At 43.8% G+C, this 26,803-nt stretch carries 31 protein-coding genes and 1 pseudogene; 7 read left to right on the plus strand and 25 right to left on the minus strand.

Going from position 1 to position 26,803, the window contains the following annotated elements:
* Positions 1-30 precede the first annotated feature (30 nt).
* The 4 genes from ES017_RS01050 to ES017_RS01065 all read right to left on the minus strand — a co-directional run bounded on the left by ES017_RS01050 (position 31) and on the right by ES017_RS01065 (position 2,480).
* Entirely contained in the window at positions 31-273 is a 243-nt protein-coding gene (locus ES017_RS01050) for a YlbE-like family protein (protein ID WP_042533787.1), read from the minus strand.
* 11 nt (positions 274-284) lie between these two features.
* A complete protein-coding gene (locus ES017_RS01055; protein WP_042533785.1) occupies positions 285-614 on the minus strand; it encodes a YlbD family protein in 330 nt (109 codons plus the stop codon).
* Between the two features lie 65 nt (positions 615-679).
* On the minus strand, positions 680-1,690 hold the full coding sequence (locus tag ES017_RS01060) for a CAP domain-containing protein (RefSeq protein WP_021096018.1): 1,011 nt from the start codon (positions 1,688-1,690) through the stop codon (positions 680-682).
* A gap of 373 nt (positions 1,691-2,063) precedes the next feature.
* Complete coding sequence (locus tag ES017_RS01065) at positions 2,064-2,480, minus strand: CBS domain-containing protein (protein ID WP_009373488.1); 417 nt, start codon at positions 2,478-2,480, stop codon at positions 2,064-2,066.
* A gap of 131 nt (positions 2,481-2,611) precedes the next feature.
* Here ES017_RS01065 and ES017_RS01070 point away from each other — a divergent pair, with 131 nt between their 5' ends.
* Complete coding sequence (locus tag ES017_RS01070; protein WP_042533782.1) at positions 2,612-2,971, plus strand: YugN family protein; 360 nt, start codon at positions 2,612-2,614, stop codon at positions 2,969-2,971.
* A 6-nt stretch (positions 2,972-2,977) separates the two neighbouring features.
* Here ES017_RS01070 and ES017_RS01075 read toward each other — a convergent pair whose 3' ends face one another.
* Positions 2,978-3,238, minus strand: a complete 261-nt coding sequence (locus tag ES017_RS01075; RefSeq protein WP_021094426.1) for a hypothetical protein — start codon at positions 3,236-3,238, stop codon at positions 2,978-2,980.
* Between ES017_RS01075 and ytvI the strand changes: the two genes are divergently transcribed.
* The gene (gene ytvI, locus ES017_RS01080) at positions 3,225-4,343 is read left to right on the plus strand and encodes a sporulation integral membrane protein YtvI (protein ID WP_171334620.1); all 1,119 of its coding nucleotides are present in this window, start codon (positions 3,225-3,227) and stop codon (positions 4,341-4,343) included. The genes ES017_RS01075 and ytvI overlap by 14 nt on opposite strands.
* Before the next feature lie 24 nt (positions 4,344-4,367).
* On the opposite strand, the gene ES017_RS01085 is transcribed toward ytvI, so the two are convergent.
* The 7 genes and pseudogenes from ES017_RS01085 to cyoE form a co-directional block, all read right to left on the minus strand.
* Positions 4,368-4,826 (minus strand): DUF420 domain-containing protein, encoded by a 459-nt coding sequence (locus tag ES017_RS01085; RefSeq protein WP_042533778.1) that lies wholly within the window; start codon positions 4,824-4,826, stop codon positions 4,368-4,370.
* 15 nt (positions 4,827-4,841) lie between these two features.
* Positions 4,842-5,711, minus strand: coding sequence for a cytochrome c oxidase assembly factor CtaG (gene ctaG, locus ES017_RS01090; protein WP_021094429.1), 870 nt, complete (start codon positions 5,709-5,711; stop codon positions 4,842-4,844).
* An 83-nt stretch (positions 5,712-5,794) separates the two neighbouring features.
* Positions 5,795-6,127, minus strand: coding sequence for a cytochrome c oxidase subunit IVB (ctaF, locus tag ES017_RS01095; protein ID WP_021094430.1), 333 nt, complete (start codon positions 6,125-6,127; stop codon positions 5,795-5,797).
* Positions 6,128-6,131: 4 nt separating this feature from the next.
* The gene (locus ES017_RS01100) at positions 6,132-6,752 is read right to left on the minus strand and encodes a cytochrome (ubi)quinol oxidase subunit III (protein ID WP_021094431.1); all 621 of its coding nucleotides are present in this window, start codon (positions 6,750-6,752) and stop codon (positions 6,132-6,134) included.
* Positions 6,752-8,620: a cytochrome c oxidase subunit I gene (gene ctaD, locus ES017_RS01105; RefSeq protein WP_021094432.1), complete on the minus strand. Its 1,869-nt coding sequence runs from the start codon at positions 8,618-8,620 to the stop codon at positions 6,752-6,754. The genes ES017_RS01100 and ctaD overlap by 1 nt, the downstream gene beginning before the upstream one ends.
* A 29-nt stretch (positions 8,621-8,649) precedes the next feature.
* Complete coding sequence (coxB, locus tag ES017_RS01110; RefSeq protein ID WP_042533775.1) at positions 8,650-9,714, minus strand: cytochrome c oxidase subunit II; 1,065 nt, start codon at positions 9,712-9,714, stop codon at positions 8,650-8,652.
* A 118-nt stretch (positions 9,715-9,832) separates the two neighbouring features.
* Positions 9,833-10,684: pseudogene (cyoE, locus tag ES017_RS01115) on the minus strand (heme o synthase); the annotation flags it as partial.
* A 433-nt stretch (positions 10,685-11,117) separates the two neighbouring features.
* Here cyoE and ES017_RS01120 point away from each other — a divergent pair.
* Positions 11,118-12,059 carry a COX15/CtaA family protein gene (locus ES017_RS01120; protein WP_167333723.1) on the plus strand — a complete coding sequence of 314 codons (942 nt, stop codon included), beginning with the start codon at positions 11,118-11,120 and terminating at the stop codon, positions 12,057-12,059.
* A gap of 27 nt (positions 12,060-12,086) precedes the next feature.
* On the opposite strand, the gene pyc is transcribed toward ES017_RS01120, so the two are convergent.
* The 3 genes from pyc to ES017_RS01135 form a co-directional block, all read right to left on the minus strand.
* Complete coding sequence (gene pyc, locus ES017_RS01125) at positions 12,087-15,533, minus strand: pyruvate carboxylase (protein WP_035063053.1); 3,447 nt, start codon at positions 15,531-15,533, stop codon at positions 12,087-12,089.
* Between the two features lie 57 nt (positions 15,534-15,590).
* On the minus strand, positions 15,591-16,799 hold the full coding sequence (gene ftsW / locus ES017_RS01130; RefSeq protein ID WP_042534014.1) for a putative lipid II flippase FtsW: 1,209 nt from the start codon (positions 16,797-16,799) through the stop codon (positions 15,591-15,593).
* A 74-nt stretch (positions 16,800-16,873) separates the two neighbouring features.
* Positions 16,874-17,164 carry an Fpa/YlaN family protein gene (locus ES017_RS01135; RefSeq protein WP_004891276.1) on the minus strand — a complete coding sequence of 97 codons (291 nt, stop codon included), beginning with the start codon at positions 17,162-17,164 and terminating at the stop codon, positions 16,874-16,876.
* A 139-nt stretch (positions 17,165-17,303) separates the two neighbouring features.
* On the opposite strand from ES017_RS01135, the gene ES017_RS01140 reads away from it, so the two are divergent.
* Positions 17,304-17,798, plus strand: a complete 495-nt coding sequence (locus tag ES017_RS01140; RefSeq protein WP_021094439.1) for a hypothetical protein — start codon at positions 17,304-17,306, stop codon at positions 17,796-17,798.
* Positions 17,799-17,822: 24 nt separating this feature from the next.
* Here the strand turns inward: ES017_RS01140 and ES017_RS01145 are convergent, their stop codons facing one another.
* Entirely contained in the window at positions 17,823-19,154 is a 1,332-nt protein-coding gene (locus ES017_RS01145; protein WP_042533771.1) for a PhoH family protein, read from the minus strand.
* Positions 19,155-19,263: 109 nt separating this feature from the next.
* Between ES017_RS01145 and ES017_RS01150 the strand changes: the two genes are divergently transcribed.
* Positions 19,264-19,848: a YhcN/YlaJ family sporulation lipoprotein gene (locus tag ES017_RS01150; protein WP_035063058.1), complete on the plus strand. Its 585-nt coding sequence runs from the start codon at positions 19,264-19,266 to the stop codon at positions 19,846-19,848.
* A gap of 19 nt (positions 19,849-19,867) precedes the next feature.
* Here ES017_RS01150 and ES017_RS01155 read toward each other — a convergent pair whose 3' ends face one another.
* Positions 19,868-20,323, minus strand: coding sequence for a pyridoxamine 5'-phosphate oxidase family protein (locus ES017_RS01155; protein WP_042533769.1), 456 nt, complete (start codon positions 20,321-20,323; stop codon positions 19,868-19,870).
* 93 nt (positions 20,324-20,416) lie between these two features.
* On the opposite strand from ES017_RS01155, the gene ES017_RS01160 reads away from it, so the two are divergent.
* A complete protein-coding gene (locus tag ES017_RS01160; RefSeq protein WP_004891284.1) occupies positions 20,417-20,617 on the plus strand; it encodes a YlaI family protein in 201 nt (66 codons plus the stop codon).
* A 45-nt stretch (positions 20,618-20,662) separates the two neighbouring features.
* On the opposite strand, the gene ES017_RS01165 is transcribed toward ES017_RS01160, so the two are convergent.
* From ES017_RS01165 to typA, 4 genes are all read right to left on the minus strand, one after another.
* Positions 20,663-21,526 (minus strand): Rpn family recombination-promoting nuclease/putative transposase, encoded by an 864-nt coding sequence (locus ES017_RS01165; RefSeq protein ID WP_042534012.1) that lies wholly within the window; start codon positions 21,524-21,526, stop codon positions 20,663-20,665.
* A 113-nt stretch (positions 21,527-21,639) separates the two neighbouring features.
* Complete coding sequence (locus ES017_RS01170) at positions 21,640-21,921, minus strand: hypothetical protein (protein WP_042533767.1); 282 nt, start codon at positions 21,919-21,921, stop codon at positions 21,640-21,642.
* Positions 21,918-22,223 (minus strand): YlaH-like family protein, encoded by a 306-nt coding sequence (locus ES017_RS01175; RefSeq protein WP_042533765.1) that lies wholly within the window; start codon positions 22,221-22,223, stop codon positions 21,918-21,920. The genes ES017_RS01170 and ES017_RS01175 overlap by 4 nt, the downstream gene beginning before the upstream one ends.
* Before the next feature lie 11 nt (positions 22,224-22,234).
* Positions 22,235-24,070, minus strand: coding sequence for a translational GTPase TypA (gene typA, locus ES017_RS01180; RefSeq protein ID WP_042533763.1), 1,836 nt, complete (start codon positions 24,068-24,070; stop codon positions 22,235-22,237).
* 110 nt (positions 24,071-24,180) lie between these two features.
* On the opposite strand from typA, the gene ES017_RS01185 reads away from it, so the two are divergent.
* Complete coding sequence (locus ES017_RS01185; RefSeq protein WP_160289320.1) at positions 24,181-24,357, plus strand: DUF5325 family protein; 177 nt, start codon at positions 24,181-24,183, stop codon at positions 24,355-24,357.
* 7 nt (positions 24,358-24,364) lie between these two features.
* Here the strand turns inward: ES017_RS01185 and ES017_RS01190 are convergent, their stop codons facing one another.
* The 4 genes from ES017_RS01190 to ES017_RS01205 form a co-directional block, all read right to left on the minus strand.
* On the minus strand, positions 24,365-25,147 hold the full coding sequence (locus ES017_RS01190) for an inositol monophosphatase family protein (RefSeq protein ID WP_042533761.1): 783 nt from the start codon (positions 25,145-25,147) through the stop codon (positions 24,365-24,367).
* Between the two features lie 50 nt (positions 25,148-25,197).
* Complete coding sequence (locus ES017_RS01195; protein ID WP_042533759.1) at positions 25,198-25,386, minus strand: hypothetical protein; 189 nt, start codon at positions 25,384-25,386, stop codon at positions 25,198-25,200.
* Between the two features lie 85 nt (positions 25,387-25,471).
* On the minus strand, positions 25,472-25,741 hold the full coding sequence (locus ES017_RS01200) for a UPF0223 family protein (RefSeq protein WP_042533757.1): 270 nt from the start codon (positions 25,739-25,741) through the stop codon (positions 25,472-25,474).
* 30 nt (positions 25,742-25,771) lie between these two features.
* A complete protein-coding gene (locus ES017_RS01205; protein ID WP_042533754.1) occupies positions 25,772-26,731 on the minus strand; it encodes an NAD(P)H-dependent flavin oxidoreductase in 960 nt (319 codons plus the stop codon).
* Positions 26,732-26,803 lie beyond the last annotated feature (72 nt).

The following is a 26,803-nucleotide window of genomic DNA, read 5'->3' on the forward strand; positions in this document are numbered from 1 at the left end:
TTTCGTAGTGATAGTGTTTGCGTTTCTCGTTTAATTATGAGTGTCCTTCATCAGTTTCATCATCGCCATCATCATTTTTGCCATTTCAATCGTTTGGACGACTTGTTCGACTTTATGTGGCAACGTTTGTTTATAATATTGGCGTGCCTCTTTTTCCATTTCTTTTATATCCATCGGTCGTCTCGCTAGCCGTCGATACCATGACGGCTGTTCACGCAAAAATTGATGAAGCTTCGGCTTTGCGGCAATATATTCGTACACATCTTTTCTCATTCGTGATCTCCTTAATCTTTTCGAAACGAAAACGGGTCTTTTTTTGTATGTTGCATTTGACGGACGACTTCTTGAATGGACGCGATCGCTTGTTGAACGTTTGTAATGTACGTTTGAAGCTCATTCACGTCAAGATGTTTTAAATAGCTCGCTAACTTTTGGACGAGAGCTCCTTGTTCATCTTTCTCCGCTGTGAACCGATACTCATCCCACATATCATCGTCCTCTCCAAATACGTACCAATCGTTATATAGCTCTTTCCACGTTTTTTTTCCTTGGCGCACCTCTTCAATGAGTTTCGGATGTTTTTTCACAAACTGTTTAAATTGTTCAATGGACATATCGGTCGCTCCTTTCTAGTTTGTTTGCCTACCATATATTACGACCGAATGACCAATAGGTGCGCCTATTTTGGTTGGAAAAAAGGACGAATAAAGTTTTGTGTATAATGCCGCTTATACACGCCTACTCCTAAATGCGTCAATTCTTCATTTAACAACGTTTGGCGATGGCTTCGACTATTTAACCACGCTTCGACAACAGCAGGTGCATCAATATATTCTGCCGCAATGTTTTCTCCTGCGACTTCAAATGGAATGTTTGCTTTTGTAAGCCGTTTTTGTAAATCGCCGGTTGTTGGGGATTCGTGCGCAAAAAAATTGTTTTCTGCCATATCTTTACTATGTTCATATGCCACTTGCGCCACGCGCTCATCCCATGTCAATGGGGGGACACCATGACGTGCACGCATTACGTTCGTTATATCAAAAATTTGTTTCGCATTCGCTTGTTCCACTTGTTTTTCCATCATTTCATCAAGTGCTACTTCCGGCAGCGGTCCACGATATTCCAATTCGTACGGGTGAAGCTTCACTAACGTCTCCCCATCGATCCAGCGAACGCTTGATAAATGGCCGGTAAAACGGTCAATATATAACTGTACATATGCATCGCCAAACGAAAGAAGCGGTTGAATCATTAAATCTTCTTCAGTGAGTTGGAAGCGATATACCCCATCGTCAAGTTGCACATGAATTGTATCGTGGAGCGGCATCGTTTGCAATAAGTCGTTAATGGAGCGATTTAATTGAAATGGAGCGACGTTTACTTCAGGTCCGCACGCATAAATGGTGACGACTCGTCCATCAAGTATACCGACTTGCATATACGTTTTCGGGTCGTTATACACCCACCAGACGTAGCCGTAAGCGGACGGATCGATACGAGCAGGTTGTCCGAACGTTTGTTTTACTTCTTCTTCTGTTTTTCCAATCCATGTACCGAGCCCTTCTGAAACGATTTTTTCGCTCGCTTGTTCACTCATGATCGACGTATCGTTTAATGGGGCTTGTTCGTTTGTTGGTGAAAAATAAAAAATGATCATAAAAATAAATATAAGAGCCACTATCCAACGCATGCATCATTCTCCCTCAGTTGTTGTATATACTTCCATTATATACAGCTTGCCTATGTCGCAACACTAAAAAATAAGGCTATGCGAAAACATAGCCTCTTTTTTGCATAATTTAAGGAAGTGTAAAGTTTCGGATTCAGACAGCTGTCTAGCTCCAAGCGCCATCGGCTCGAGTCGCTCCGCCCCTTCTTTCGGCGGCAACACACTGAGATACTTCAGTGATGTTACCCACGCAGAACCAATCGATCGCTTGGTTCGAGCTCTCCTCGGTGGGGCTTATGCGCTCTTCGTGGAGCCAAGGATGGCGACATTTCGCCGTTGCCCGCAGGACGCGGGCTGCCTTTAGGCGAAATGGGGGCGCTTTGCGCTTTTCTTATTAATGGTATTGTGATATTTCTGTTAATGCTTCGCCGGCTTGTTCGTCGCTTGCTTCATGGATCGCTAAATCACCAAGCGACATCATTCCGACAAGCGTATCCCCTTCGACAACAGGTAAGCGGCGAATTTGATGTTTCGCCATTAAACGAGCCGCCTCGGTGACAGAAGCGTCCGGTGAAATCGTCACAAGCTGTTCACTCATCACTTCTGTGACAGCTGTTGAACCGGGCTTTTTCTCGGCAATGCCGCGCACGACTAAATCGCGGTCCGTCACAATACCAATGAGCCGATTTCCATCTGTAATTGGAATGGCACCGACGTTATAATCGCGCATTTTGACCGCTGCTTCGTACATATTGTCGAGCGGCGTGCAACATTCGACTTCTGTCGTCATCATCTCTTTTACTTTTGGCATATGCATCTCTCCTTTCGCACATTAGTTTCACCAAAATCGGAACAATTATGAAGCTCGTCATTGAAAGTTATGCGCTTTCGTACTATTATTAATGGAGGAATGTTTTATTTTACATAAGGGGGATATGAACGATGCGCTTTGAAAATACAGGTATTGAAAATCAAACAGCGCCATTAACACGTTTAGACGAACTCATGGAAAGCCTCGGCTTCGTGCGTGCAGGTCAATGGGATTACGACCGTGTCACATATGACCGCAAATTCGAGATTAAAAGCGATGTGTTTTATTTACGTGTGCAAGGCTATGCGATTGAAGGGGATGTTGGCGGTCGCCATGCAGTCATTAAGTTAATGAAGCCGCTACTTGGCAAACATTATTATCCACATGGTGTAGAATATGGAGAGGGCGAAAGCTTCCCTTCGTCATTAGTGAGCCAATGTGAAGCAATTTTAGCGAAAGTAAAAGAAGGCCTTGCTAGCATAAACGCATGAGCACGCTCATGCGTTTTTTCCGTCAACGAGCCGACGAACGTACAGATGCACAGCAAAAACTTCTTTTCCTGTCATTTCGTATATGTCGTCAATGACTTGTTTTTGAATATGTTCACAGAAAGCGAGCATATTTTGTTTCATTTTGAACGAAACTGTCACATGAATCGTCAGTCGCTTTTGTTGCTCGTATACTTTCACATCTTCTAATATGACATCATCAAACGGTTGTACACTCATCGCAACAATCGTTATAATGGGTTTATGCATATACATCCTCCATACGATTTATGAAATGAAAGCAGGTGTCGTTTCGTTGTTTGAGAAAATTCCAAAGCGGTCCATATACATGATTGTTATTTTACTTGCAATCGTCTTATTGACATATTGGGTCGCCCCTATTGCCGTTCCGATTTTATTCGCATTAATTACTGCCATTTTTTTAGAGCCAGCAGTGAAAGTAGCACAGCAACGGCTCGGGTTTAAGCGACAGTCCGCTACCCTTCTTGTGTTCAGTTTATTTACGCTATTTATGTGTTTAAGCGGTTACTTTATTATTACAAAAATTGTGACGGAAGCGTTTCACTTTTTTAGAAACTCGCCGCTATATTTGAATGAAATGATCGCAGGCTGGAATGAACTTGTCGCTCGCTGGTACAAGCAGACAGAAAAATTGCCGCCGTTTGTTGTCGCGGAATTAAGCCACCAAGTCGATTTGTTTTTAACAAAATTAAAAACACAACTAACCGCTTCATTAAGCTTTAATAAAGTAAGCGCGCTTATCGCAAACGTTCCAAAGTTTTTAATTAACTTTCTCGTTTATTTAATTACTTTATTTTTATTTATGCACGATTTACCGAAAATACGCGAAGCGATTTTTTCGCATTTAACAGAGGAAACGAAAGAAAAAGTACATTTTATGATGTCGCGTCTATCGTATGTCGTGTTTGGCTTTTGGAAAGCGCAATTTCTCGTTAGTTTAATTATTTTTGCGGTATCCCTCGTCGGACTGTTGCTCATTACACCGAAAGTGGCGTTATTTACCGCATTTATTATTTGGGTAATCGACTTTATCCCGATTATCGGATCGATTGTTATTATGGCGCCTTGGGCCATTTTCCACTTCGTCACAGGCGATACAGTATTAGCGACAAAACTATCGATTCTCGGCGTCATTTTGTTAATTTTACGTCGAACGATTGAGCCGAAAGTGATGGGCGCGCATATCGGTTTATCTCCGCTCGCGACGCTCATTTCGATGTACTTAGGCGTGAAAGTGATGGGCGGACTCGGTCTCATTTTATTCCCGCTCTTACTCATTGCGATCAAATCAGCGAAAGAGGCAGGAATTATTAAATTTAACTTTAAACTGTAAAGAGGGTGAATGTTCACCCTCTTTTTAAAATCCTAAAATCGCTTTAATAACCGATGTCGTTTCCCCGCCACGGTAAAATACATATAACAATAAATAAACAGCGACTCCTGTTGTTGCGGTAAAAAACCATACGATACTCGTGATCGGACCAATTTTTTTATGGCGCAACCAATTTTTTTTCACAGCAGAAAGCAACGTGACAATGCCGAAAACGGCGCCAGCCGTCGCTAAAAAAATGTGGAAAAACAAAAAGATCGTATAATATATTTTTATATCGTCTGGACCACCGAAGCTTGTATTGCCGATAAAAATCGTACGCGACACGTAAATGATGAAAAACGCGAGCGCAAAAGCAGCCGCAAGCCACATCGTCTTTTCATGCTTCTCAATTTCCCTTTGACGAATGAAATACCAGCCAACCGCAACGAGAATGGCGCTAATGACGATAAAGCTTGTACTAATTGTAGGTAAAATCGGTACCATCGTTTCTCCCTCTCTTTATTTCGTTGTTTGAACTGCGACATGTTCTTCATTTCGTTCTTTTCGATACCATTCAATAAAAATGAAAAACAACATGACTCCATATACAATTTCTTGAATGATTTTCATTAATACGCCACCAAGCTGCTGATCATGCAATAGCGACATCGAGCTAAACATTTCTGGTCCGCTTAATTCAAGCGACGCTAATGTCGTTTGTGGGACGCAAAGCGCTAAAGCGTTTATCCAAGCAGCTGGATCGTAATACGTCGCATATAGTGGGGTATCCGCGAAAATAATGAGCGCACATGCGGGTGTCAGCAATACCCCATCGGCAAAAATGTAGCCCATTTTTTTTAAACCAGATAGTGTCGGAAAACCACGCACTTCATTGACGAGCGGCCACCACATCATCATCGCTGCAATAAAAATAGCAATCGTCATGAACGCATGCAACCACATGTTTGTTTTCACGACATCAAAAATCAAAGGCACGTGGTATAACGAAAAAATACCATTAAACAAAAATAACGCAATTAACGGTTTTGTGAAAAACGTAAACATCGAACGGATGATGCGAACGCGAAAAGGCGCTTCAAACATCCATGACGGAATGCCTTTAATAAGGAGCGGCGGCACCATTAAATAAAGGACAGCCATTTGCGTCATATGGACGCTAAACATTAAATGCCCTAACAAGTCGACTGGAGATCCTTTACAAATGTAAAGTAAAACGATCGCGGTGACAAACAACGTTTTTTGTTTTGTCGTCGTTTGTTCTTTTGCACGGTTAACAAGCCAAAAATAAGCGATCGTCACAGCGACTAAAAAAATGAAAAAGTACGGACTCCACATCGCTTCAAAACCAAATATACTTAACGGCATCATATTCACCTCGCTTTTTTTCCGACTTTATTATACTACAAACGTAACAAACGTGAAAAGAAAAGAAGCTAGCCAACGCTAGCTTCTTAAATCCAAACGATCGTTAAAAACGCCCAAATCGTAACGAACGCAACAAGTGCACCGCCATAGAGGAAAAGTGCTGGCAATTCGTGTCCTTTATGGCTCATATGCATAAAGTAATACAGTTGGAAAATAACTTGCACAACCGCTAACAATAAAATGAACGGTACGGAAAACCAAGCAGAAAATCCTTCATATCCAACCGCAAAAAAGGCGATGAGCGTTAAGAAAATCATTAACGTAAATGAAACAATTTGATGTTTCATTTCTTCTGCATTTTTTTTCCGGCGATATTGTACATCTACTTTTGGGTTTTGTACATGTGTATGATTTGCCATACAATCACCCCACCATTCCCATTAAGTATACGACCGTGAAAATGAACACCCACACGACGTCGATAAAGTGCCAATATAAGCTAGCGACGTAAAACTTCGGTGCGTTATATAAGTTTAACCCACGTTTTGCGTTGCGAATCATTAACGTTAAAATCCAAAGTAAACCGAACGCCACGTGGCCACCGTGCGTACCAACTAGCGTGTAAAACGCTGAAGAAAACGCGCTTGTTGAAAATTTAAATCCTTCATGTACGTACTCTGTAAACTCGTAAATTTCAAGCGCTAAGAAAGCTGCGCCAAGAAAAACGGTAATACCAAGCCAAAGCTGCATTTTTTTGAAGTCAAAGTTGCGCATATGATGCATCGCATATACGCTCGTTAAGCTGCTCGTTAGTAACAGCATCGTCGCTAAAAAGACGATTGGCATTTGGAATAATTCTTTCGCAGACGGACCGCCCGCAACGGAATCTTTTAACGCCAAATATGTGGCGAAGAGAGAGGCGAACAACACCGTCTCTCCGCCGAGGAAAAACCAGAAACCTAAAAATTTATTTTTCCCTTCAAGGGTCGCTTTTTCAGGCTCTGCCGGAAACGTCTCTGCCGTTAATTTTTCTTCCACATGCATTATGCCCCAGCCCCCTTCTTCTCCGCTTCCATCACTTCTTCTTTATGAATATGGAAGCCGTGGTCATCAATAATTGAACGGAAGAACATCGCACCGAGCGTAATGAGTAAACCGACTACGCCAACTGGTGTTCCCCATGCATAATCTTGATGGAACAAGAAACCGAATGCGGCTACAAATAAGCCAAGTGAAATAACAAACGGTAAAATGGATGGATTCGGCATATGGATGTCACCAAGCGGCTCCGCTGGTGTTAATCCTTTTTTGCCTTCCATTTTTTCAATCCAATACGCGTCTAAACCACGTACAAGTGGCGTTTGCGCAAAGTTGTACTCCGGCGCTGGCGAAGATACTGCCCATTCCAATGTGCGTCCATCTTCCCAAGGGTCGTTGCCAACGCGCTTTCCTTTTACTGTTGTAATAACAACGTTTGCTAATAATACGACTGTACCTGCTGCCATGAAAAACGCACCGACTGTACTAATCATGTTTCCTGTTTCAAATCCTTGGCCAGGCAAGAACGTGAATACGCGGCGCGGCATACCCATTAAGCCAAGGAAATGTTGAATAAAGAACGTTAAATGGAAACCGATAAAGAACAACCAGAATGTTACTTTTCCTAATTTCTCATCTAACATTTTACCGAACATTTTTGGCCACCAATAATGTGCCCCTGCAAGTAGCGCGAATACAACCCCACCGACGATAACGTAGTGGAAGTGCGCAACGACGAAATAGCTATCGTGATATTGATAGTCTGCCGCAGCTGTTGCGTTCATTACCCCTGTAACCCCACCGATAACGAACGATGGAATGAACGCTACCGCATATATCATTGGCGTCGTGAAGCGAATGCTTCCGCCCCACATCGTAAATAACCAGTTGAAAATTTTAATTCCTGTTGGAACGGCAATCGCCATTGTCGCAACCGCAAAGATGGCGTTTGCAATTGGTCCCATACCAACCGTAAACATATGGTGCGCCCATACCATGAATCCTAAAAATCCGATTAACACCGTCGCAAATACCATCGATGAATAACCGAATAAACGTTTACGCGAGAATGTCGCGAAAATTTCTGAGAAAATACCGAACGCTGGTAAGACGAGAATATATACTTCTGGGTGACCGAAAATCCAGAACAAGTGCTCCCAAATGATCGTATTTCCACCAAGCGCTGGGTCAAAAAAGTTTCCACCAAACAAACGATCCATCATCATGAAAATTAAACCGACTGTTAATGGCGGGAACGCGAATAAAATGAGCGCAGATGTGACAAACGTTGCCCATGTAAACATCGGCATGCGCATATATGTCATTCCTGGTGCGCGCATATTAATGATCGTCACGAGGAAGTTAATTCCACCAATTAACGTTCCGAAACCAGAAATTTGTAAACCTAACACGTAAAAGTCAATGCCGTGCGTTGGTGATGCAAGTGATAATGATGCATAAGATGTCCAACCCGCATCAGGTGCTCCACCTAAAAACCACGATAAGTTTAAAAATACACCACCGAAGAAAAATAACCAAAATCCAAGCGCGTTTAAAAACGGGAACGCTACGTCGCGCGCACCGATTTGAATCGGTACAACGGCGTTCATCATCGCAAACACGAGCGGCATCGCCGCAAGGAAAATCATCGTCGTTCCGTGCATCGTCAACACTTCATTGTAAAAGCCAGCGCTAATGAAGTCGTTGTTTGGCACGGCGAGCTGAATGCGAATAATCATCGCTTCTAAACCGCCAAGCAAGAAGAAAAATCCGCCGGCGATCAAATACAAAATCGCAATCTTCTTATGGTCTACTGTCGTTAAGTAGTCCCAAATGACTGCGCCGACACCTTTTTTCCGAGCTAACGTACTCACAGTTTAACCTCCCTTTATCGATAATCCCCTTACTCAACAGATAATGTCATTAAGTATTTTGTTAATGCTTCAAGTTCTTCATCAGATAATGCTGGATAAGTACCTGTCATTTTGTTGCCTGGCTTAATTTTCTCTGGATCTTTGAGCCAAGCTTTTAAGTTTTCTTCGTTATGTTCTAAAATGCCGGCAATGCGTGAGCGATCAGCAAAATCTGCTAAGTTTGGCGCAAGGCGAGCTTGCTCTGGACGACCATCAACCGGTGTGACCGCGTGACAGCCAATACAGCTTTTGTTAAAAATTTCTTCTCCTCGCTTCACAACAGGGTCTGTTGCCGCAACCGGTTTTGCATTTTTCATTTTTTCTACCCATTGATCAAATTCAGCACGAGGAAGCGCCTTCACTTTAAAGTCCATTAATGCGTGTGACGGACCGCAAAGCTCCGCACATTTTCCGTAAAATAGACGTCCTGCTTCTTCGGCACGTTTGTCATCAAATGTGAGGAAAAATTGGTTTGTGTTATCTGTATTTGTATCCATTTTTCCTCCAACAGCAGGAATCCAGAAAGAGTGTTTTACGTCAGATGCTTTTAAGTTAAAATACACGCGTTCATTTGTTGGAACGACTAAATCTTGGCTTGTAATAATGCCGTAATCTGGGTACTCAAACTCCCACCAGTACAAATTCGCGCGCACGTTGACGACAACAACGTCGCGTTCTTTTTTGTTCATCGGTTTTACATCCGCCAATTTAAACGTGTATAAAACCGTCGGAACAGCTAAGATGATTAGTAAAATAATCGGAATAACTGTCCAAATAATTTCAAGCGTATGGCTTCCTTCGACTTGTTTTGGAATTTTGTTTTCTTCCCCTTTACGACGACGGAAGCGAGTCACAACGTAAAGGAAGATGATCGTTACAACCGCAATGACGATGACCATAATGGCCGTGCTGAGCAGCATAAGCTTGTACTGCATGTCAGCTACTTCTCCTGCTGGTTGAAGCGTCGATAAAAACGGCTTACCGCAACCAGCTAGCAAAAGCGCCATGGCGGATACAAGAGAAACCAAGCGCCAATTTCGTAGCCACTTCTTCATAGCCTAATCAAACCCCTCTTTCGATTATGAAATAAAGTGAAATATATACATTCTTTCTTTACAAAAAGAAAGAATTGTAAACCTTTTTATTTTCCGAAGCGCCGTTGCAGGCGCTTCATTAGTCAATCGTGACAATTACCATCGTCACAAATAAAATCGTTAAATAGTTGAGCGAATAAATGAACATCCATTTCGCCCATTTCATATCGTCTTTCATTTTAAAGCCCGCCAGTCCGAGCGCTAACCAACCGACGTTCAACAACGTCGCGATCACTAAAAACGGCACGCCTAATGAAAATAAGTAAAACGGAAGTGGTAAAAGCGCCACAATCCAAATGACGATTTGCCGTTTTGTCATCGCAAATCCGTGAACGACAGGAAGCATCGGAATGCCTGCTGCGCGATACTCCTCACATCGCTTCATCGCCAGCGCTAAAAAGTGCGGCGGTTGCCATAAAAACATAAGCAAAAACAAAATGACTGGAACGATATGAAATCCGTCATCGACCGCTGTCCAACCGATGACCGGTGGAACGGCACCAGAAATGCTGCCGATCACCGTATTGAGCGTGTTGCTCCGCTTAGACCACATCGTATATAAAAAGACGTACGTCACCATGCCGATAAGTCCGGTGATAGCGGCGGTGACCGTTGTCATAAGCAAACTGAACGTACCGATGGCGACAAGAAGTACACCGAACCAAAGCACGCGCTTCGGCTCTACGCTTCCGCTCACCGTTGGGCGACTTTTCGTCCGCTCCATAAGATGATCAATATCGCGATCAATAAAATTATTTAACGCGCAAGAACCTGCAATGACGAGCGCAGATCCGATAAGCGCGAAAAAAACCGTATGCAAATTACTTAAAAATCCTTTTCCTGTAAAATGAAGGGCTAACCAAAGTCCCGTAAACGTCGTAATTAAATTTGAATTGACAATGCCGATTTTCACGACAGCTAATACATCTTTTAGTACACCTGATTGGATTTTTGTCGTTTTTACCTCTTCGACTACATCCGCCATCTGCCGCCACTCCTCTCTTATGCCTTTGAAGGCGTTTCCAATCTATACACGATAACGATATGTCGTCTCTGTATATTAAAGCACATTTCTCCGTCAAATTGTGAACTTTTTTTGTCTTAATTGTGTCGAATTTGTGTCAAAACAATGTTGTGACAATGAAAAAGTTGAAAAATAACTGCACTTATATTTCTAGCAAACTCTATACAAATATTCAACCATATTTACAACGTTTGCTATATTGTAAAATAATAAAACTTTGCGCTTTTCGACATTTTCCGCTAATATGAGAGTAGCATTTCTTCACACGTATTTCACATTTATTATACAGTTTTTACTAGGCATTTGCTAGATAAAATTTTGCGTTAAGGAAGTGAATACATTGCAACGGCTTTTAAAATGGTTTGCGGTAGCGACGACAATCGGCATGCTTTTCGTTTTAATTGGTGGGGCGCTTGTGACAAAAACAGGATCAGGAATGGGCTGCGGTCGTTCGTGGCCACTCTGCCACGGGCAACTTATTCCATCTCACATTACAACTGAGTTGCTCATTGAATTAAGCCATCGCGTCGTCTCAGGCGTCGTCGGATTGATGGTGCTCATTTTATCGATTTGGTCATGGAAAGCGATCGGACATATTCGTGAAACGAAATTTTTATCCATTGTTTCGTTCGTGTTTCTCGTTTTGCAAGGGCTCATTGGGGCGGCTGCGGTCGTATGGGGGCAATCGGACGTCGTGCTTGCGCTTCATTTTGGTATCTCGCTCATTTCGTTTGCGGCTGTCTTTTTATTAACGTTGTTTATTTTTGAAGTAGATAAAAAATTTGATGCCGCATCCGTTGTGCTCGATCGTACGATGACATTTCATATTTACGGCATTATTGTGTATTGCTATATCGTCGTCTATACTGGAGCGCTCGTTCGCCATAAACAAGCGAGTTTAGCGTGCCCAAGTTGGCCGTTTTGCGCACAAACACGCTTATTCCCGACACAACTACATGAATGGGTGCAAATGGGACACCGTTTTGCAGCGGGATTATTGTTTCTTTGGATTTTATGGGCAACGATATATGCAATGAAACGATATAAACATCAGCCGATTATGTATTGGGGCTGGCTCATTGCGCTCATTCTCGTCAGCTGCCAAGTCGCAACGGGGGCGCTCGTCGTCTTTACGGGATTAAACTTATACGTCGCTTTAGCTCACGCGTTTTTTATTTCATGTTTATTTGGTGTATTAAGTTACTTCGTGTTGTTGGCGACACGTAGCAAAAAAGAAAAAGAGGTCGGGCATCAAGCCGTTCCATCTGCCGTATTAAAATAAAAAGAACGAGGAAATCCCTCGTTCTTTTTATTTTTCGGCTAATTCAAGCAATAAATCGCCCGTTTGGATAGCGTCGCCGCCTTTGACGTAAATGTCTTTCACAATACCAGAAAACGGTGCTTGCACGGTCGTTTCCATTTTCATCGCTTCGGTAATCATTAAATGGTCACCTTTTTTCACTTTTTCCCCTTTTTCAACGAGCACTTTGACAACTGTCCCTGGCATCGTCGCAGCAATATGGTTCGGATTGTTGCGATCCGCTTTCACACGCGCCACGACAGTTGTTTTAATGCTTTCGTCTTTCACGACGATTTCACGCGGTTGACCGTTTAGTTCAAAGTATACGACTCTCGTTCCGTCCGCTTGTGGCTGACCGATCGAGACGAGCTTGACGATTAACGTTTTTCCTTTTTCGATTTCAATTTCAATTTCTTCACCGAGACGCATGCCGTATAAAAACGTTGGTGTATCAAGTACAGATAAATCACCGAACTGTTCGACCGTACGAGCATATTCGACAAACACTTTCGGATATAGCGCATAAGCTAACACATCATAGTCGGTCACTTCACGCTGGACGATATGATATAACTCTTCGCGCAACTTCTCAAAGTCGACTGGCTCTAACAGTTCGCCCGGACGAACGGTAATTGGTTCACGCCCTTTTAAAATGATGCGCTGCAACGTTTCTGGGAATCCGCCATGCGGCTGACCGAGGTAGCCTTCAAACAGTTCAACGACGGAATCTGGGAAATCAAGCGTTTCACCGCGCTCGTAAATGTCTTGTTCGGTTAAGTTGTTTTGCACCATATATAGCGCCATATCGCCAACGACTTTCGATGATGGCGTCACTTTGACGATGTCGCCAAATAAATCGTTGACGCGACGATACATTTCTTTTACTTCATCCCAACGATCTCCTAAGCCGACCGCTTTCGCTTGTTGTTGAAGATTGCTATATTGTCCGCCCGGCATTTCGTGCATATATATTTCCGTATGCGGGGCGTTCATGCCGCTTTCAAAGTCGGCGTAATATTTGCGCACATCTTCCCAATAACGCGACAATTTTTCAAGCGATGCGATATCGACTTCCGGTGCACGTTCCGTTCCTTCAAGCGCATAATAAAGCGTGTTTGCGCTCGGTTGCGACGTTAAACCGGCCATCGAGCTTACCGCTACGTCAACAATATCGACTCCTGCTTCAATCGCTTTGGCGTACGTATAAATGCCGTTTCCGCTCGTATCGTGCGTATGCAAATGAATCGGAATGTCGACGACTTCTTTTAAAGCGGAAATAAACGTATAAGCCGCTTGTGGCTTTAATAGTCCCGCCATATCTTTAATCGCTAAAATGTGTGCACCGGTTTGCTCGAGCTCTTTTGCTAACTGTTTATAGTAATTGAGATTGTATTTTGTGCGCGTTGGGTCGAAAATATCGCCCGTATAACAAATCGTTGCTTCCGCCACTTTTCCTGTTTGACGTACCGCATCAATGGCGACCGTCATTCCTTTTACCCAGTTTAAACTATCGAAAATGCGGAATACGTCAATGCCTGCTTCCGCCGATTGCGCAACAAACTCCCGAATGACGTTATCTGGATAGTTTTTATATCCGACCGCATTCGACGCACGAAGCAACATTTGAAACAAAACGTTCGGAATTTTTTTTCGCAATTGAATTAAACGATCCCACGGATCTTCTTTTAAGAAGCGATAGGCTACGTCAAACGTCGCTCCGCCCCACATTTCCATCGAAAATAGTTGCGGCCATAAACGCGCGGTCGGCTCAGCAATGCGCAATAAGTCGTTTGTGCGCACGCGTGTCGCTAAAAGCGATTGATGGGCGTCACGAAACGTCGTATCTGTCAACAACACGCGGTTTTGTTGTTTTATCCATTGAACGAGTCCGTCTGCCCCCCGTTCATCTAAAATTTGTTTCGTCCCTTTTGGCATCGGTTCAATATGATTCACTTTCGGAATGCGCGGCGGGTCAAATACCGGCTTTTTCTTTTTCCCGATGCCCGGAAAACCGTTCACAGTAACCGTTCCGATATACGATAACATTTTCGTCCCGCGGTCTTTCCGTTTCGGAAACACAAATAGCTCTGGCGTCGTATCAATAAACGACGTATCGTATTCGCCTGTTAAAAACTTCGGATGTTGCACGACGTTTTCTAAAAACGGAATGTTCGTTTTAATGCCGCGAATACGAAACTCGCGCAAGTTGCGCAACATTTTCGCTGCCGCTTGTTCAAACGTTAACGCCCACGTCGTCACTTTTACTAACAACGAATCGTAGTACGGCGTAATGACGGCGCCTTGAAAGCTATTGCCTGCATCTAAACGAACGCCGAAGCCACCGCCTGAACGATACGCCATAATTTTCCCTGTATCTGGCATAAAGTTGTTTAGCGGATCTTCTGTCGTCACGCGCGATTGAATCGCATATCCGTGAACGCGAATGTCTTCTTGTTTCGGAATGCCGACTTTTTCGCTATGTAGCGCATGTCCTTCCGCAATTAAAATTTGCGATTGGACGATATCAATGCCAGTAATCATTTCTGTAATCGTATGTTCGACTTGAATGCGCGGGTTCACTTCGATGAAGTAAAACGCATCGCCAGAAACGAGAAACTCAACCGTTCCTGCGTTCACGTATTGCACGTTTTTCATCAATTTCACTGCCGCTTGGCAAATGTCTTCGCGGAGCGCTTTTGAAAGCGATACGCTTGGCGCCACTTCGACAACTTTTTGATGGCGGCGCTGCACCGAGCAATCTCGGTCATATAAATGGACGATGTTGCCGTATTCGTCACCTAAAATTTGCACTTCAATATGTTTTGGTTTTTCGATTAATTTTTCGACATATACTTCATCGCTGCCAAATGCCGCTTTCGCTTCCGATTTCGCGCGCTCATACGCTTCTTTCACTTCCGCTTGCGAGCGAACGATGCGCATTCCGCGTCCCCCGCCGCCTAATGCCGCTTTAATGATCATCGGATAACCGTATGTCTCGCCGAAGCGCACGACGTCCTCCAAGCTTTGCACAGGCCCGTCGCTTCCCGGAATGACCGGAATGCCCGCTCGTTTCGCTTGGTGGCGCGCTTTCACTTTATCGCCAAACATATCTAAATGCGCTTGTTTCGGTCCGATGAAAATAATGCCTTCTTCTTCACATCGTTTCGCAAATTCGATGTTTTCCGATAAAAAGCCGTAGCCCGGATGAATCGCATCGACATCATGCATTTTCGCAATCTCGATAATGCCTTCAATGTCTAAATATGCTTCAATCGGTTTTTTTCCTTCTCCAACTAAATATGCTTCATCCGCTTTGTAGCGATGATACGATCCTGCATCTTCGCGCGAATAAATGGCAACGGTGCGAATCCCTAGTTCGTTGCAGGCGCGGAACACGCGAATCGCAATTTCTCCACGGTTTGCGACAAGTACTTTTTGAATACGCCTCATATGCATCCTCCCCCTATCCTTCATATAAAAACTATAACGAATTTTCTGTATTTGTAAATAGTCCTACGAAAAAGAAATATGATTTTTTTGAATATTACTTTGTTTTTCTGTTTTATGTTTTTGTTCGTAATTTGTTACCGCTGCGATGTTTGTCAGCACTCCGGCACACATCATAAGTAAAACGAGCGATGAACCACCGTAGCTGACAAACGGCAATGTGACCCCTGTTAGCGGGATGAGTCCTGATATTCCACCGAGATTGACGAACGATTGAATGCCGATCATCGTTGAAATGCCGATCGCTAATAAACTGCCGAACGCATCTTGGCACCTTCTTGCGATCAAAAAGCCGCGCAAGACGATAAACGACAACAAAAGGAGAACGAACGAAACGCCAAATAGCCCGAGCTCTTCAGCGATGACCGCCATAATAAAGTCGGTATGCGCTTCTGGCAAATAACCGTATTTTTGAATGCTTTGTCCAAGTCCGAGCCCTTTTAATCCCCCGTTTCCGATCGCAATGTACGAGTTAATGAGCTGGTATCCTTCATCTTTCGCATGCTCAAACGGATGCAAAAAACCGTCAATGCGCGATAAACGCTCTTTCGTAAATACTCGATCGTATATAAACGGACCGGAAATCGCCGCGACAACTCCGAAAATCAAAGCAAACAGAAACAACTGTTTCATCAATAACCGTTTGCTTGCGGCAGAAGAAAGGATGATGACCGCACAAATCAATCCGATAATTAACATCGTCCCGACGTCTGGTTGAAGAAAAATTAATAAGCAAATAAACAACATATAGTAGATTGGGAACAGCACGTCTTGCGGCGATGTTTGTAATTTTTTTTGCTTGTTTGCTAATACTCCGCTTAAATATACGATTAAGCCGATTTTCGCAAACTCCGCTGGCTGAATGTTAATCGGACCGACTTTAATCCAGCTTGTCGCATTGTTTACGGTATGTCCAAACAAAAGGACGTAAATGAGCGGCATAGGCATGGCGAAAAAAACGAATTGTAAAAACTTTTTGCGCGCATAATGTTTATACGGAACAAATGCCGTAAATGCAAAAACAACTGTACCGATCATCCATGCCCATTTTTGTTTTTGGAAAAAATAATCGCTCGTCGTATGAAAACGAGTAACGGCTGTAATCATGCTCGCGCTATATACCATCACAAGCCCGAACAACGATAATAAAAGGACAGCGATGATTAATGGATAATCATGATATTTGACGAACGTCTTCAAGCGCATCGGCTCCATCATCCTTTTCACTTTCTTATTTGCATTTTACTATAAAACAGAAAAAACCCAAACGAAATTCGTTTGAGTTTTTGTCATTTTTTCTTCTTTTTCGTGCACGCTTCATGCAATGCCGAAAGTTCGCGTTCTAGTCGGTCTAAAATCGCCTTGCCGTCTTTTTCATCGACAAGCCCTAAACGGACGGCAAAATCAATTTCACGGGATAAACCGAACATTTGCGTATCTAACACTTCTTCATATAGCGGGCATTGCGGCATCGTTAAATGATCCATTTGCACTTGGATCAGCTTCACAATTTTTTCCGCATCCGCTTGCAACAACGAATAGGCTCTTTCTCGAAAATTTATCGCCACTTCAGGCGTCACGTTGACCCCTCCGTTCCGTACGTTCCTGTTTCTTCATCTTATCGTGAATACGAAAAAAATGCAAGCATCGTGTCTTGACGAACAATTTTACAAACAAGCGCTTTCATCATATAATGAAAGGCAGATAGGGGGAATGAACATGGTCATCGTCATCAAAGGGAACGTTAAATTTACGATTACACTCGATCCGAGCGTATGGATTTTTGACGATCGCAAAGTAGATGTACATACTTATTTTACACGTCATGTGCAAACAGAACAACGAGAAGACATAGACGACATTCAAAAAATTTCAGCGTATTGGGATCGCGAAATTCAAGAAGGAGCGGTGTCTCCTCCAACATTGCAAACAGAAAAACAGTTTGAAAAAGAAAAAATATTATCTGGTACGTTCGGTATGCCGTTTGCCCCGTTTTTGTGCAACGCGGAACCGAACGACGATGCCAAGCGTTTCATCATCGTCACAGAAAACGGCGATACGACCATTTCGCTTGCCGAAGCTTATGAGCTGTTATTATGTTTTGCAAAAGACGGCAAACCGCTAAAAGAAGACGGGCCTGTCCATATTTATTTCGGAGACGGCTCAAATCGCGACAATCCGATCACGCACGTGCGGGCATTTATCGTCGAGTGAAAAGAGGCTTTTCGCCTCTTTTCTTTATAAAAGGTCGGCGGCAAGTTGCGCAAGCGATGATCGCTCTCCTTTAATTAATCGGACATGCCCAGCGACTTTTTGTTCTTTAAATTTTTCAACGACGTATGTGAGCCCGTTATTATATTCGTCTAAATATGGGTGATCGATTTGGGCTGGGTCACCCATTAACACAATTTTGCTTCGTTCCCCGACGCGCGTTAAAATCGTTTTCACTTCATGTTTCGTTAAGTTTTGCGCCTCGTCAATAATAATAAACTGCTCTGGAATGCTTCGACCACGTATGTACGTGAGCGCCTCCACTTCAATCGAACTCATGCCTGATAAAATCGCATCGAGCTCACCCGGCTTTTTCGTATCAAATAAAAAGTGTAAATTATCAAAAATTGGTTGCATCCACGGCCGCAATTTTTCTTGCTTCTCGCCCGGCAAATAGCCGATATCTTTTCCGACCGGCACAATCGGACGGGCGACGAGCAATTTTTTATATAGCCGCAAATCTTCCGTCTGCATTAACCCTGCCGCTAACGCAAGCAACGTCTTTCCTGTCCCTGCTTTTCCGATGAGCGTCACAAGCGGGATATCTGTGCGCAGCAACAATTCAAACGCCATCGTTTGCTGAACGTTGCGCGGACGAATGCCCCAAATATGATCGTAATGAAAGACGAGTTTGCGCACTTTTTTTCCTGTATGATCGACGATGCCAAGCGCCGATGAAGAGCCGCCAAGCGCATCTTTCATGACGATAAATTGATTCGGATAAAACGGATGGTTCGTAATTTCCGAAAGCACTAATTCACCTTTTTCATAAAAGCGCCCTAAATGCTCTGGACTTATGTACAAATCTAAAAAGCCGGTGTAAATATGATCAATTTCAACGACGCGATCGCTTAAAAAATCTTCTGCCTCTAGCCCAATCGCATCTGCCTTCACGCGCACGAGCGCATCTTTGCTAACTAAAATGACGGGGCGACCGTCTTCTTTCGTTTGTTCTTCAAGCAATAAATTTTTCGCCACAGCTAAAATGCGGTTGTCGTTCGTTTTTTCAACGAAAATTTCTTGCAGTTGTTGAAACGAGCGGTGGTTTAATTCAATGCGCAACACGCCGCCGTTTTCGAGCGGAATTTTTTCATGCAGTTTTCCGCTTTGTCTTAAGTTATCGATAATTTTAGACACTTGGCGCGCATTTCTTCCTACTTCGTCCATATACCGTTTTTTTGAGTCGACTTCTTCTAATACGACAGCCGGAATGACGACTTCGTTATCTTGAAATGAAAAAATAGAATACGGATCTTGTAAAAGCACGTTTGTATCTAATACGTATATTTTTTTGCCCACGCTTTTTCCCCCTTGACGACCGTCGTTGGACGGGATTGTTGTTTATATATATGAACGGACGCATAAAGATAGAAGAAGTTTTGCAAAATAAAGTTAAAGACGAAAAGGGGTGGAACAATTGAAATATATAATCGTATTCATATTGCTTTTCATGAGCGCCTGCGGACAACAAGCGCAACCGAATAATCGCGATTCGCTCGTTCATGTGAAAAATACGACAAATGAGCGAATCGTGAACAAATCCGGTCAGCAAATTGCTCGCCATCTTGCGCATCTGGCTAGCAGCGTCCCAAATGTCAACGACGCGACCGTATTAGTTGTCGGGAAATATGCGTTAGTAGGCATCGATGTGAACGCCAAGCTTGACCCGTCGCGCGTCGGGACTGTGAAATATTCCGTTGTAGAAAGTTTGCAAAAAGATCCGTACGGGGCGAATGCAATTGTCATTGCGGATGCGGATTTAAATGCGCGGCTGAAAGCGATTCAAAAACAAGTGGAAAACGGAAAGCCGATTCAAGGATTTATGGATGAACTCGCCGCCATTGTCGGACGGGTTATGCCTGAAATTCCGAGCGATTTTATTCAAACGAAAAATCCACGCTCTACAAGACAAAACGATGATCAGCTGAATCGAAACGAGCAAAATCAGTTAGAAAACGAACAACAAAAGCAATCAAACGACCATATGAAATAAGCCGAGCGTATCGCTCGGCTTATGCTTGTTTTAATGCGCTCATCACTTGTTGATCGAGCTTGGCAGCAGCTTGCGCATCGTACGTTTTTTCGTATTTCGGTTCGACTGAAATTTTTGCACCGTAAAACATGACATCGCGCACTTCTTCAATGTCAACTTGAATGGCAGCCAATTTTAGCGGAACATTTTCTAGCTTTTCTACTTTCACATGCGCTTTTCCGCTAATGGAATACGTCGATTCGTTGGCGATCAAAACGATCGAAATCGCTGGATTAGCTTGCACGTTGGCGACGATGCGTGAACGTTGATCGACGGCAAAATACAATCGGTCAGGCGTCGGGGCGTACACCCATGAAATCGCACTTGTATTTGGTGCACTTGTTTCATGATCGATCGTGCATACGACGACAAATCGTTCTTTTTGTAGCGCTTGGAATAACGGCTCAATTAATGTCGGTTCTACCGCATTTGGCATATGTATCCCTCCTTGTTTTTATCATACCTTTTTTTCACACAGTTTCAAACAATATGATATACTAATTTTTAAAAAAACATGCGAGGTTAGACGATGAGAGTACGATGCATTCTTTGTGAAAAAATAGATACGTTAAACGATGAAACGTTGCTTGCGAAACGGTTGCGCAACCGCCCGATTCATACATATATGTGTGAAACGTGCCATGAACGCATTGCGCAAAAAACGAAAGAGCGGCTAGCGACCGGCAAGTTTCGCTTTTTCCGCACGAGCAAACATGAAACGGAATGGTAATCGTCCCCTCCCTCTTGCACGATTGGAGGGGACATAACAAACAACTTATTTGTTTTCCAGCAATTGTTTCACTTCTTCTTCCGTAAGATCTGTCATGCTCGCAATGTTTTGTATACTCATCCCTTTTCGCGCCATCGTTTGTACAATATGCTTCATCCCTTGTTTCATTCCTTCCTCTCTCCCTCTCTCCAACGCCCTTTGTTCATACGAAATAATGAGTTCCAACACTTGTTCTTTTTCTTTCGTCTCCATCTCACTCACCTCTCTTCGCAACTGTTGTTCTTCTTCGTCTGATAGTTTTACATATGTTTCAAAAAAGCCAAACAGTAATCGTTGTTTCGCTTCGTCTAATTCCATTCGGACAAGCATGCGTAAAAATTGTTTTTTCAGTTCTACCCGTTCACTTTCAGTATATCCCATTTTGCTTAGCAGTGCAGCAGCGATTGGATTGTCTTGACGAATGTAATTTCGCCAGTTTTGTTTGCGAAGTTCCAAAGTGAAAAAGCGAAAGTCAAGCACGTGGCCAAACGGAAATTGGAGCGTAAATGCAGATCGTTCGTTGCGGATCGTATCGTAGCTAAATACAGCAATGGGTACGATGGGTTTGCGGTACTTTTCTAACAAGCGGCTAAAATAAATAAACATTCGTTCAGGAAATGATGGTTGCACATAGCTTTGATTTTCGATATGCACAATCACTAACCCGTCTTCCCCTTTCAGCTTCGTTTCGACAAGCAAATCGACGCGGTACTTCTCCCCTGCCGTCACATCGGTAAACAGCTCCTCCGATAAAAACGAGACGTGGCGAAAATCGATATGCTCGTGCATTGTCGGGAAAAAGAGAGCAATAAATTCCTCAAAAAACGTTTGAATCAACTGTTTAAACAGACGATCGTGGTCAATGGACATACATTCACCTCGCATACTTTTTTCGACATCTTTATTCGTCAACAAAAATCTTTTTTCCTTCATACGTTAGAATGTTAACATATGAAAAAGCGCCCTGCAAAAAACATGGGCGCTTATTCGTAATTGACATATTTTTCAGGTTCGCGATTGATTTGATCGAGCATCGTTTCGACGAGCTCGGCTGGAAAGCGAAACGTGCGCGATTCGTTGTTTACGGTAAATGCAACTGTATAGACGTCGTCTTCTTTTGTATATGCGATTTGCTCAACCGCATGATCTTCACGCAACAAATCGGCAAAAAATCGTTCTGTTTCTTGCGCTGCTGCATCATCTGGGCGCGCATGGGCAACGACCGTAATCGTCAACCAATTGTACACCGCATCTTGTAGTTTCATGCCGTATTCTCTCCTTCACGACGAAGCCGCCATTTATAAATGATTAATACGATCGCTGCAACAAGCAATCCTTCTGCGACAGGTAAAAAGACGGCGAAAAATGTTAAAATAGTACAACCGAGCACAAGCAACGAGTAAATGATAACGTTTTTTAACATCGGCAGTTTGCGCGCAAAGCCAAGACGATACACAATGATCGATAAGACGACAATCGTCGCATACAACAGCCACATCCCTTTCGTCGGCTGTTCATGCACGTTGTATAGCGAAGCGAAAAACGACAGGCGACCGATCACATCCATGACGACTCCCCCTATTTCTTTTGCTCAGCAAGTTTTTTCTTTTTCGCAATTTTTTCCCGTTCGTTTTTGTCCAATATTTTTTTCCGTAAGCGAATAGATTGTGGCGTCACTTCGCAATATTCGTCGTCATTTAAATATTCGAGCGCTTCTTCTAACGTCATGAGGCGCGGTTTTTTCATCGTCACCGTTTGTTCTTTCGTTGACGAGCGGACATTTGTCACATGTTTCATTTTGCATACGTTGACGACTAAATCGTTGTCGCGGCTATGTTCGCCAACGATCATCCCTTCATATACTTCCGTTCCCGGTTCAATAAAAATGACGCCGCGGTCTTCGACTTGCATAATGCCATAAGCAGTCGCTTTTCCTGTCTCCATCGAAATGAGTACACCTTGATGTCTGCCGCCAATTTGCCCTTGGATGGCTGGTTGATAGCTGTCGAACGAATGGTTTAAAATGCCGTATCCGCGCGTCAGCGACATAAATTCTGTCCGATAGCCAATTAACCCGCGCGCAGGAACGAGGAAAATAAGACGGACTTGTCCGTTTCCGTTGTTGATCATATCGACCATTTCTCCTTTGCGCGCCCCAAGCGACTCCATAATCGCTCCTGTATATTCTTCAGGAATGTCGATTTGCACGCGCTCGACAGGCTCGCACATGACGCCGTCGATTTCTTTCATAATGACTTCCGGTTTGGATACTTGTAGCTCAAATCCTTCACGGCGCATATTTTCAATTAAAATCGATAAATGAAGCTCTCCGCGTCCTGACACGATCCATGCATCTGGCGAATCCGTTGGCTCAACGCGAAGCGACACGTCTGTTTCTAACTGTAAGCGAAGACGCTCTTCAATTTTTCGCGCTGTCACATGTTTTCCTTCCCGTCCTGCAAACGGGCTATTGTTGACGAGAAACGTCATTTGCAACGTCGGTTCGTCAATGCGAAGCGGCGGCAACGGTTCCTGCACATCAAGCGGACATACCGTTTCTCCAACGTTAATATCTTCCATACCGGAAACGGCAACTAAATCGCCTGCTTTTGCTTCTTCAATTTCAATGCGTTTTAAGCCGAGGAAGCCAAACAGCTTTGTCACGCGAAACGTTTTCACCGAGCCGTCAAGCTTCATGAGCGCCACTTGTTGTCCAACTTGCATACGCCCGCGGAAAATGCGTCCAATCCCAATGCGACCGACGTAGTCGTTATAATCGAGAAGCGCCACTTGAAATTGCAGCGGTTCATCGCTATTGTCGGGCGGGGCAGGAATATGTTCAATAATCGTTTCAAATAGCGCTGTCATATCATCATCTTGTTTATCGGCATCTAAACTTGCCGTCCCGTTAATCGCTGAAGCATACACGACCGGAAACTCAAGCTGATCTTCTGTTGCGCCAAGCTCAATAAATAAATCGATCACTTCATCGACCACTTCGTGCGGACGGGCAAACTCACGGTCGATTTTATTGACGACGACAATTGGCGTTAAGTTTTGCTCGAGCGCCTTTTTCAAGACGAAGCGCGTTTGTGGCATGCATCCTTCATATGCATCGACGACGAGCAATACGCCATCGACAAGCCGCATAATGCGCTCCACTTCCCCGCCAAAATCAGCGTGGCCCGGCGTATCTAAAATGTTAATGCGCGTGCCGTTGTATTGAATGGCTGTATTTTTTGCTAAAATGGTAATGCCTCGTTCACGTTCTAAATCGTTGCGATCAAGCGCGCGTTCTTCCACTTGTTCGTTCGCCCGAAACGTTCCAGATTGGCGAAGCAATTGGTCGACTAACGTCGTTTTTCCGTGGTCAACGTGCGCAATAATCGCGATGTTACGAATATCGTTTCTCACTTATGTCAACTCCTATTTTTCAACATTGCGCGTCTATTATAGCATAAACATAGTAGAAAAGCGGAATGTTTTGTTGTAACCTAAAAGGAAAGAGGATGAGGAGGAAGAAAATGAACAAATTTCAACCGCTTTTTTTTATGATTGCACTACTTGCCACGGCGGCGATGATTAGCATCGGCATTGCGATTGCTTACCGACATGTTCCAGCGATCGTCGCGTCCGTCGTTGCTTTATTTGCCGTCATGGGCGTCGGATTTTCATTGAAAAGAAAGAAAAAAATGCGCTAACGATTCGTTAGCGCTGAATGATCGCAAGCACTTCTTCATGTAACCCCGGCTTCGAGACAAATACGGAGCTTTTCTCAATCATATTGAGCGGCTCACCGTACAAGTTTGTCACCATCCCACCTACTTCTTGCACGATAACCATCCCGCCGGCAATATCCCACGGCGACAAACGAAGCGTGATATACGCATCGAGTTTGCCTGAAGCGATATATGCCATTTCTAACGCAGCCGAGCCGTATGAACGAGTGCCGCGCGCTTTTTTCACAAGCGGGGCAAGAACGTTCGGGTCGATGCGACGATTTTCCGTCACCCACGTCGCGTTTAGTGAAATGATCGCACAATCAAGCGACGTTTTTTCAAGTGGGGGAAGCGGCGTGCCGTTTACAAACGCCCCTTTTCCTTTTTGGGCATAATATAGCTCATCAAAAGCGACGTCGTAAATGTAGCCAAGCATGCCGACACCATCTTGAAACACCCCGACAGAAATCGCAAAATGACGCTGTTGATGAACGAAATTCATCGTTCCGTCAATCGGGTCAATGATCCAAACGATGCCGTCTAACGCTTCAAGCGTATCGCCAAATCCTTCTTCTCCTAAAATGCGATGCGTCGGATACGTTTGGCGAATGCGTTCAATAAAAAATTGCTCAATTTCCCGATCGACGTTTGTCACTAAGTCGGACGGGCTTGATTTCGTTTCGATTTTTAGTTTCGTTTGAAACGCATCGCGTATGCGCTCCCCTGCTTCGCGAATCCAATGCTGCATATGTTGATCAATTTCGTTCCACATACAAGACCTCCTGCATATACTTATGTAGAAAAGGCGGCGCTTGCCGCCTTTCAGTTCGACAGACGAATAAGTTCTTGGCGTAGTCTTTCTAATTTTCGTTTGCATTCGTTTTTTTTCGCTTCGTTATTTTCTAACATCGCTTCATAAAGGGTGGCTAGTTCGTAATCGACTTCAAGCTTTAATACTTTTATTCGTCGTTCTCCGTCCATTTTCTTAAATGCATCAGCTGTTTTTTTCATATTGTGCACCCCTTCCGTTTGAAACATTCTTTTTTCTGAAAATTCCTTTTTTACATACTATGTAACGGAAAGGGGATATGCAACTTTACATTTTCACAATATCTCCGGCGGACAACTCTTTTCCTTTTTTCATCGTTTGGTACGGTGAATAGCCGCTTACTTTTTCAAATTCATCGCATAGTTTTCGCTCTTCCGCTTTGCTTGGGACAATTTCTTTAAAGCGACGATATAAGTTCATCAGCTGCTCTCGCTCAATGCCTCGTTCGTATGCTTGTTCAACGCCTTCGTAAAACTTAATGACGTCAATGATTTCTTCTGTTGACCAACTGTAATCAATCGGGTATGCATATTTCATGATGTTCACCTTTCTTTTTCGCTGTCTGTTTTAGTTTGCCCAACGTGCGCGAATTTGTTCCGCCTCTTGAATCATGCGCGCAAAAAGTTCACTCACTGTCGGCACGTCACGAATGAGTCCGATCACTTGTCCCGCCCATGCAAATCCTTCTTCCGTACGACCGTCGTAAATGAATCGTTTGTTCGCCTTTCCGCTAATGTACTCTTTTAACTGTTCGTATCCTTTTCCTTCTTGTTCAAACTGTAAAATTTTTTCCGTCCATTCGTTTAACAAGGCGCGGGCAGGCGCACCGAGCGTACGTTTAATGACGACGGTGTCGCTTTCTGTGCGTTCCACAAGCATTTGTTTATACACGGGATGGGCATGAATGCATTCTTTTGTCGCAATAAAGCGCGTGCCCATTTCAATACCTTCTGCTCCAAGCGCAAGCGCAGCCATCAAGCCGCGCCCATCTCCGATCCCCCCTGAAGCGATGACAGGAATCGATACGGAATCGACGACGCGCGGCACTAATACGAACGTCCCAATATCGTGTTTGCCGAGATGCCCGCCTCCTTCTTGACCGACAACCATGACCGCATCCGCCCCAAGCTCTTCCGCTTTCACCGCTTGACGTACTGCCGCCACGAGCACAAGCTTTTTCACGGATACTCCTTTTAACTGTTCAAAAATGGGCGCAGGATTTCCGCCCGTCATCGAAATGACCGGCACGTTTTCTTCAATTGCCACATCGAGCATGTGCGCAAACGGGCGTCCATGTTGTCCGATCGCAAAATTGACTCCAAACGGCTTGTCCGTTTTTTCGCGCACTTTTTTAATTTCTTCTCGCAACTCATCTGGCGTCTCAAGCGACATTGCCGTAATTTGCCCTAGCCCCCCGGCATTCGATACCGCCGCCGCTAAATCCGCATACGCCAAATACGCCAATCCACCTTGAATAATCGGATAACGAATGCCTAACAGCTCGGTTACTCTCGTGTTCCAGTTCACACATCATTCCCCCTTTACTTTTTATCATTCTTCACTTATAAAGAAAAGTCCTTCACAAACAATAAATGAAGA

This window comes from Anoxybacillus sp. EFIL, assembly GCF_013096955.1.
In the GTDB taxonomy this organism is placed as follows: domain Bacteria; phylum Bacillota; class Bacilli; order Bacillales; family Anoxybacillaceae; genus Anoxybacillus; species Anoxybacillus ayderensis.

Bases quoted from the DNA above. Each gene is read 5' to 3' on its own strand.
- ES017_RS01155 (WP_042533769.1), bottom strand. From the start codon at position 20,323: ATGCCAAATGCGGTAGAACCGACATTAATTGAGCCGTTATTCCAAGCG.
- ES017_RS01165 (WP_042534012.1), bottom strand. From the start codon at position 21,526: ATGTCCATTGACCACGATCGTCTGTTTAAACAGTTGATTCAAACGTTT.
- ES017_RS01190 (WP_042533761.1), bottom strand. From the start codon at position 25,147: ATGTGGAACGAAATTGATCAACATATGCAGCATTGGATTCGCGAAGCA.
- ES017_RS01195 (WP_042533759.1), bottom strand. From the start codon at position 25,386: ATGAAAAAAACAGCTGATGCATTTAAGAAAATGGACGGAGAACGACGA.
- ES017_RS01060 (WP_021096018.1), bottom strand. From the start codon at position 1,690: ATGCGTTGGATAGTGGCTCTTATATTTATTTTTATGATCATTTTTTAT.
- ytvI (WP_171334620.1), top strand. From the start codon at position 3,225: ATGGGTTTATGCATATACATCCTCCATACGATTTATGAAATGAAAGCA.
- coxB (WP_042533775.1), bottom strand. From the start codon at position 9,714: ATGAAGAAGTGGCTACGAAATTGGCGCTTGGTTTCTCTTGTATCCGCC.
- ftsW (WP_042534014.1), bottom strand. From the start codon at position 16,799: ATGGAGCCGATGCGCTTGAAGACGTTCGTCAAATATCATGATTATCCA.
- ES017_RS01075 (WP_021094426.1), bottom strand. From the start codon at position 3,238: ATGCATAAACCCATTATAACGATTGTTGCGATGAGTGTACAACCGTTT.
- pyc (WP_035063053.1), bottom strand. From the start codon at position 15,533: ATGCATATGAGGCGTATTCAAAAAGTACTTGTCGCAAACCGTGGAGAA.
- ES017_RS01140 (WP_021094439.1), top strand. From the start codon at position 17,304: ATGGTCATCGTCATCAAAGGGAACGTTAAATTTACGATTACACTCGAT.
- ES017_RS01185 (WP_160289320.1), top strand. From the start codon at position 24,181: ATGAACAAATTTCAACCGCTTTTTTTTATGATTGCACTACTTGCCACG.
- ctaG (WP_021094429.1), bottom strand. From the start codon at position 5,711: ATGATGCCGTTAAGTATATTTGGTTTTGAAGCGATGTGGAGTCCGTAC.
- ES017_RS01065 (WP_009373488.1), bottom strand. From the start codon at position 2,480: ATGCCAAAAGTAAAAGAGATGATGACGACAGAAGTCGAATGTTGCACG.
- ES017_RS01050 (WP_042533787.1), bottom strand. From the start codon at position 273: ATGAGAAAAGATGTGTACGAATATATTGCCGCAAAGCCGAAGCTTCAT.
- ES017_RS01085 (WP_042533778.1), bottom strand. From the start codon at position 4,826: ATGGTACCGATTTTACCTACAATTAGTACAAGCTTTATCGTCATTAGC.
- ES017_RS01175 (WP_042533765.1), bottom strand. From the start codon at position 22,223: ATGGATGTGATCGGTCGCCTGTCGTTTTTCGCTTCGCTATACAACGTG.
- ctaF (WP_021094430.1), bottom strand. From the start codon at position 6,127: ATGGCAAATCATACACATGTACAAAACCCAAAAGTAGATGTACAATAT.
- ES017_RS01200 (WP_042533757.1), bottom strand. From the start codon at position 25,741: ATGAAATATGCATACCCGATTGATTACAGTTGGTCAACAGAAGAAATC.
- ES017_RS01100 (WP_021094431.1), bottom strand. From the start codon at position 6,752: ATGCATGTGGAAGAAAAATTAACGGCAGAGACGTTTCCGGCAGAGCCT.
- ES017_RS01055 (WP_042533785.1), bottom strand. From the start codon at position 614: ATGTCCATTGAACAATTTAAACAGTTTGTGAAAAAACATCCGAAACTC.
- ES017_RS01160 (WP_004891284.1), top strand. From the start codon at position 20,417: ATGAGAGTACGATGCATTCTTTGTGAAAAAATAGATACGTTAAACGAT.
- ES017_RS01070 (WP_042533782.1), top strand. From the start codon at position 2,612: ATGCGCTTTGAAAATACAGGTATTGAAAATCAAACAGCGCCATTAACA.
- ES017_RS01170 (WP_042533767.1), bottom strand. From the start codon at position 21,921: ATGAAACTACAAGATGCGGTGTACAATTGGTTGACGATTACGGTCGTT.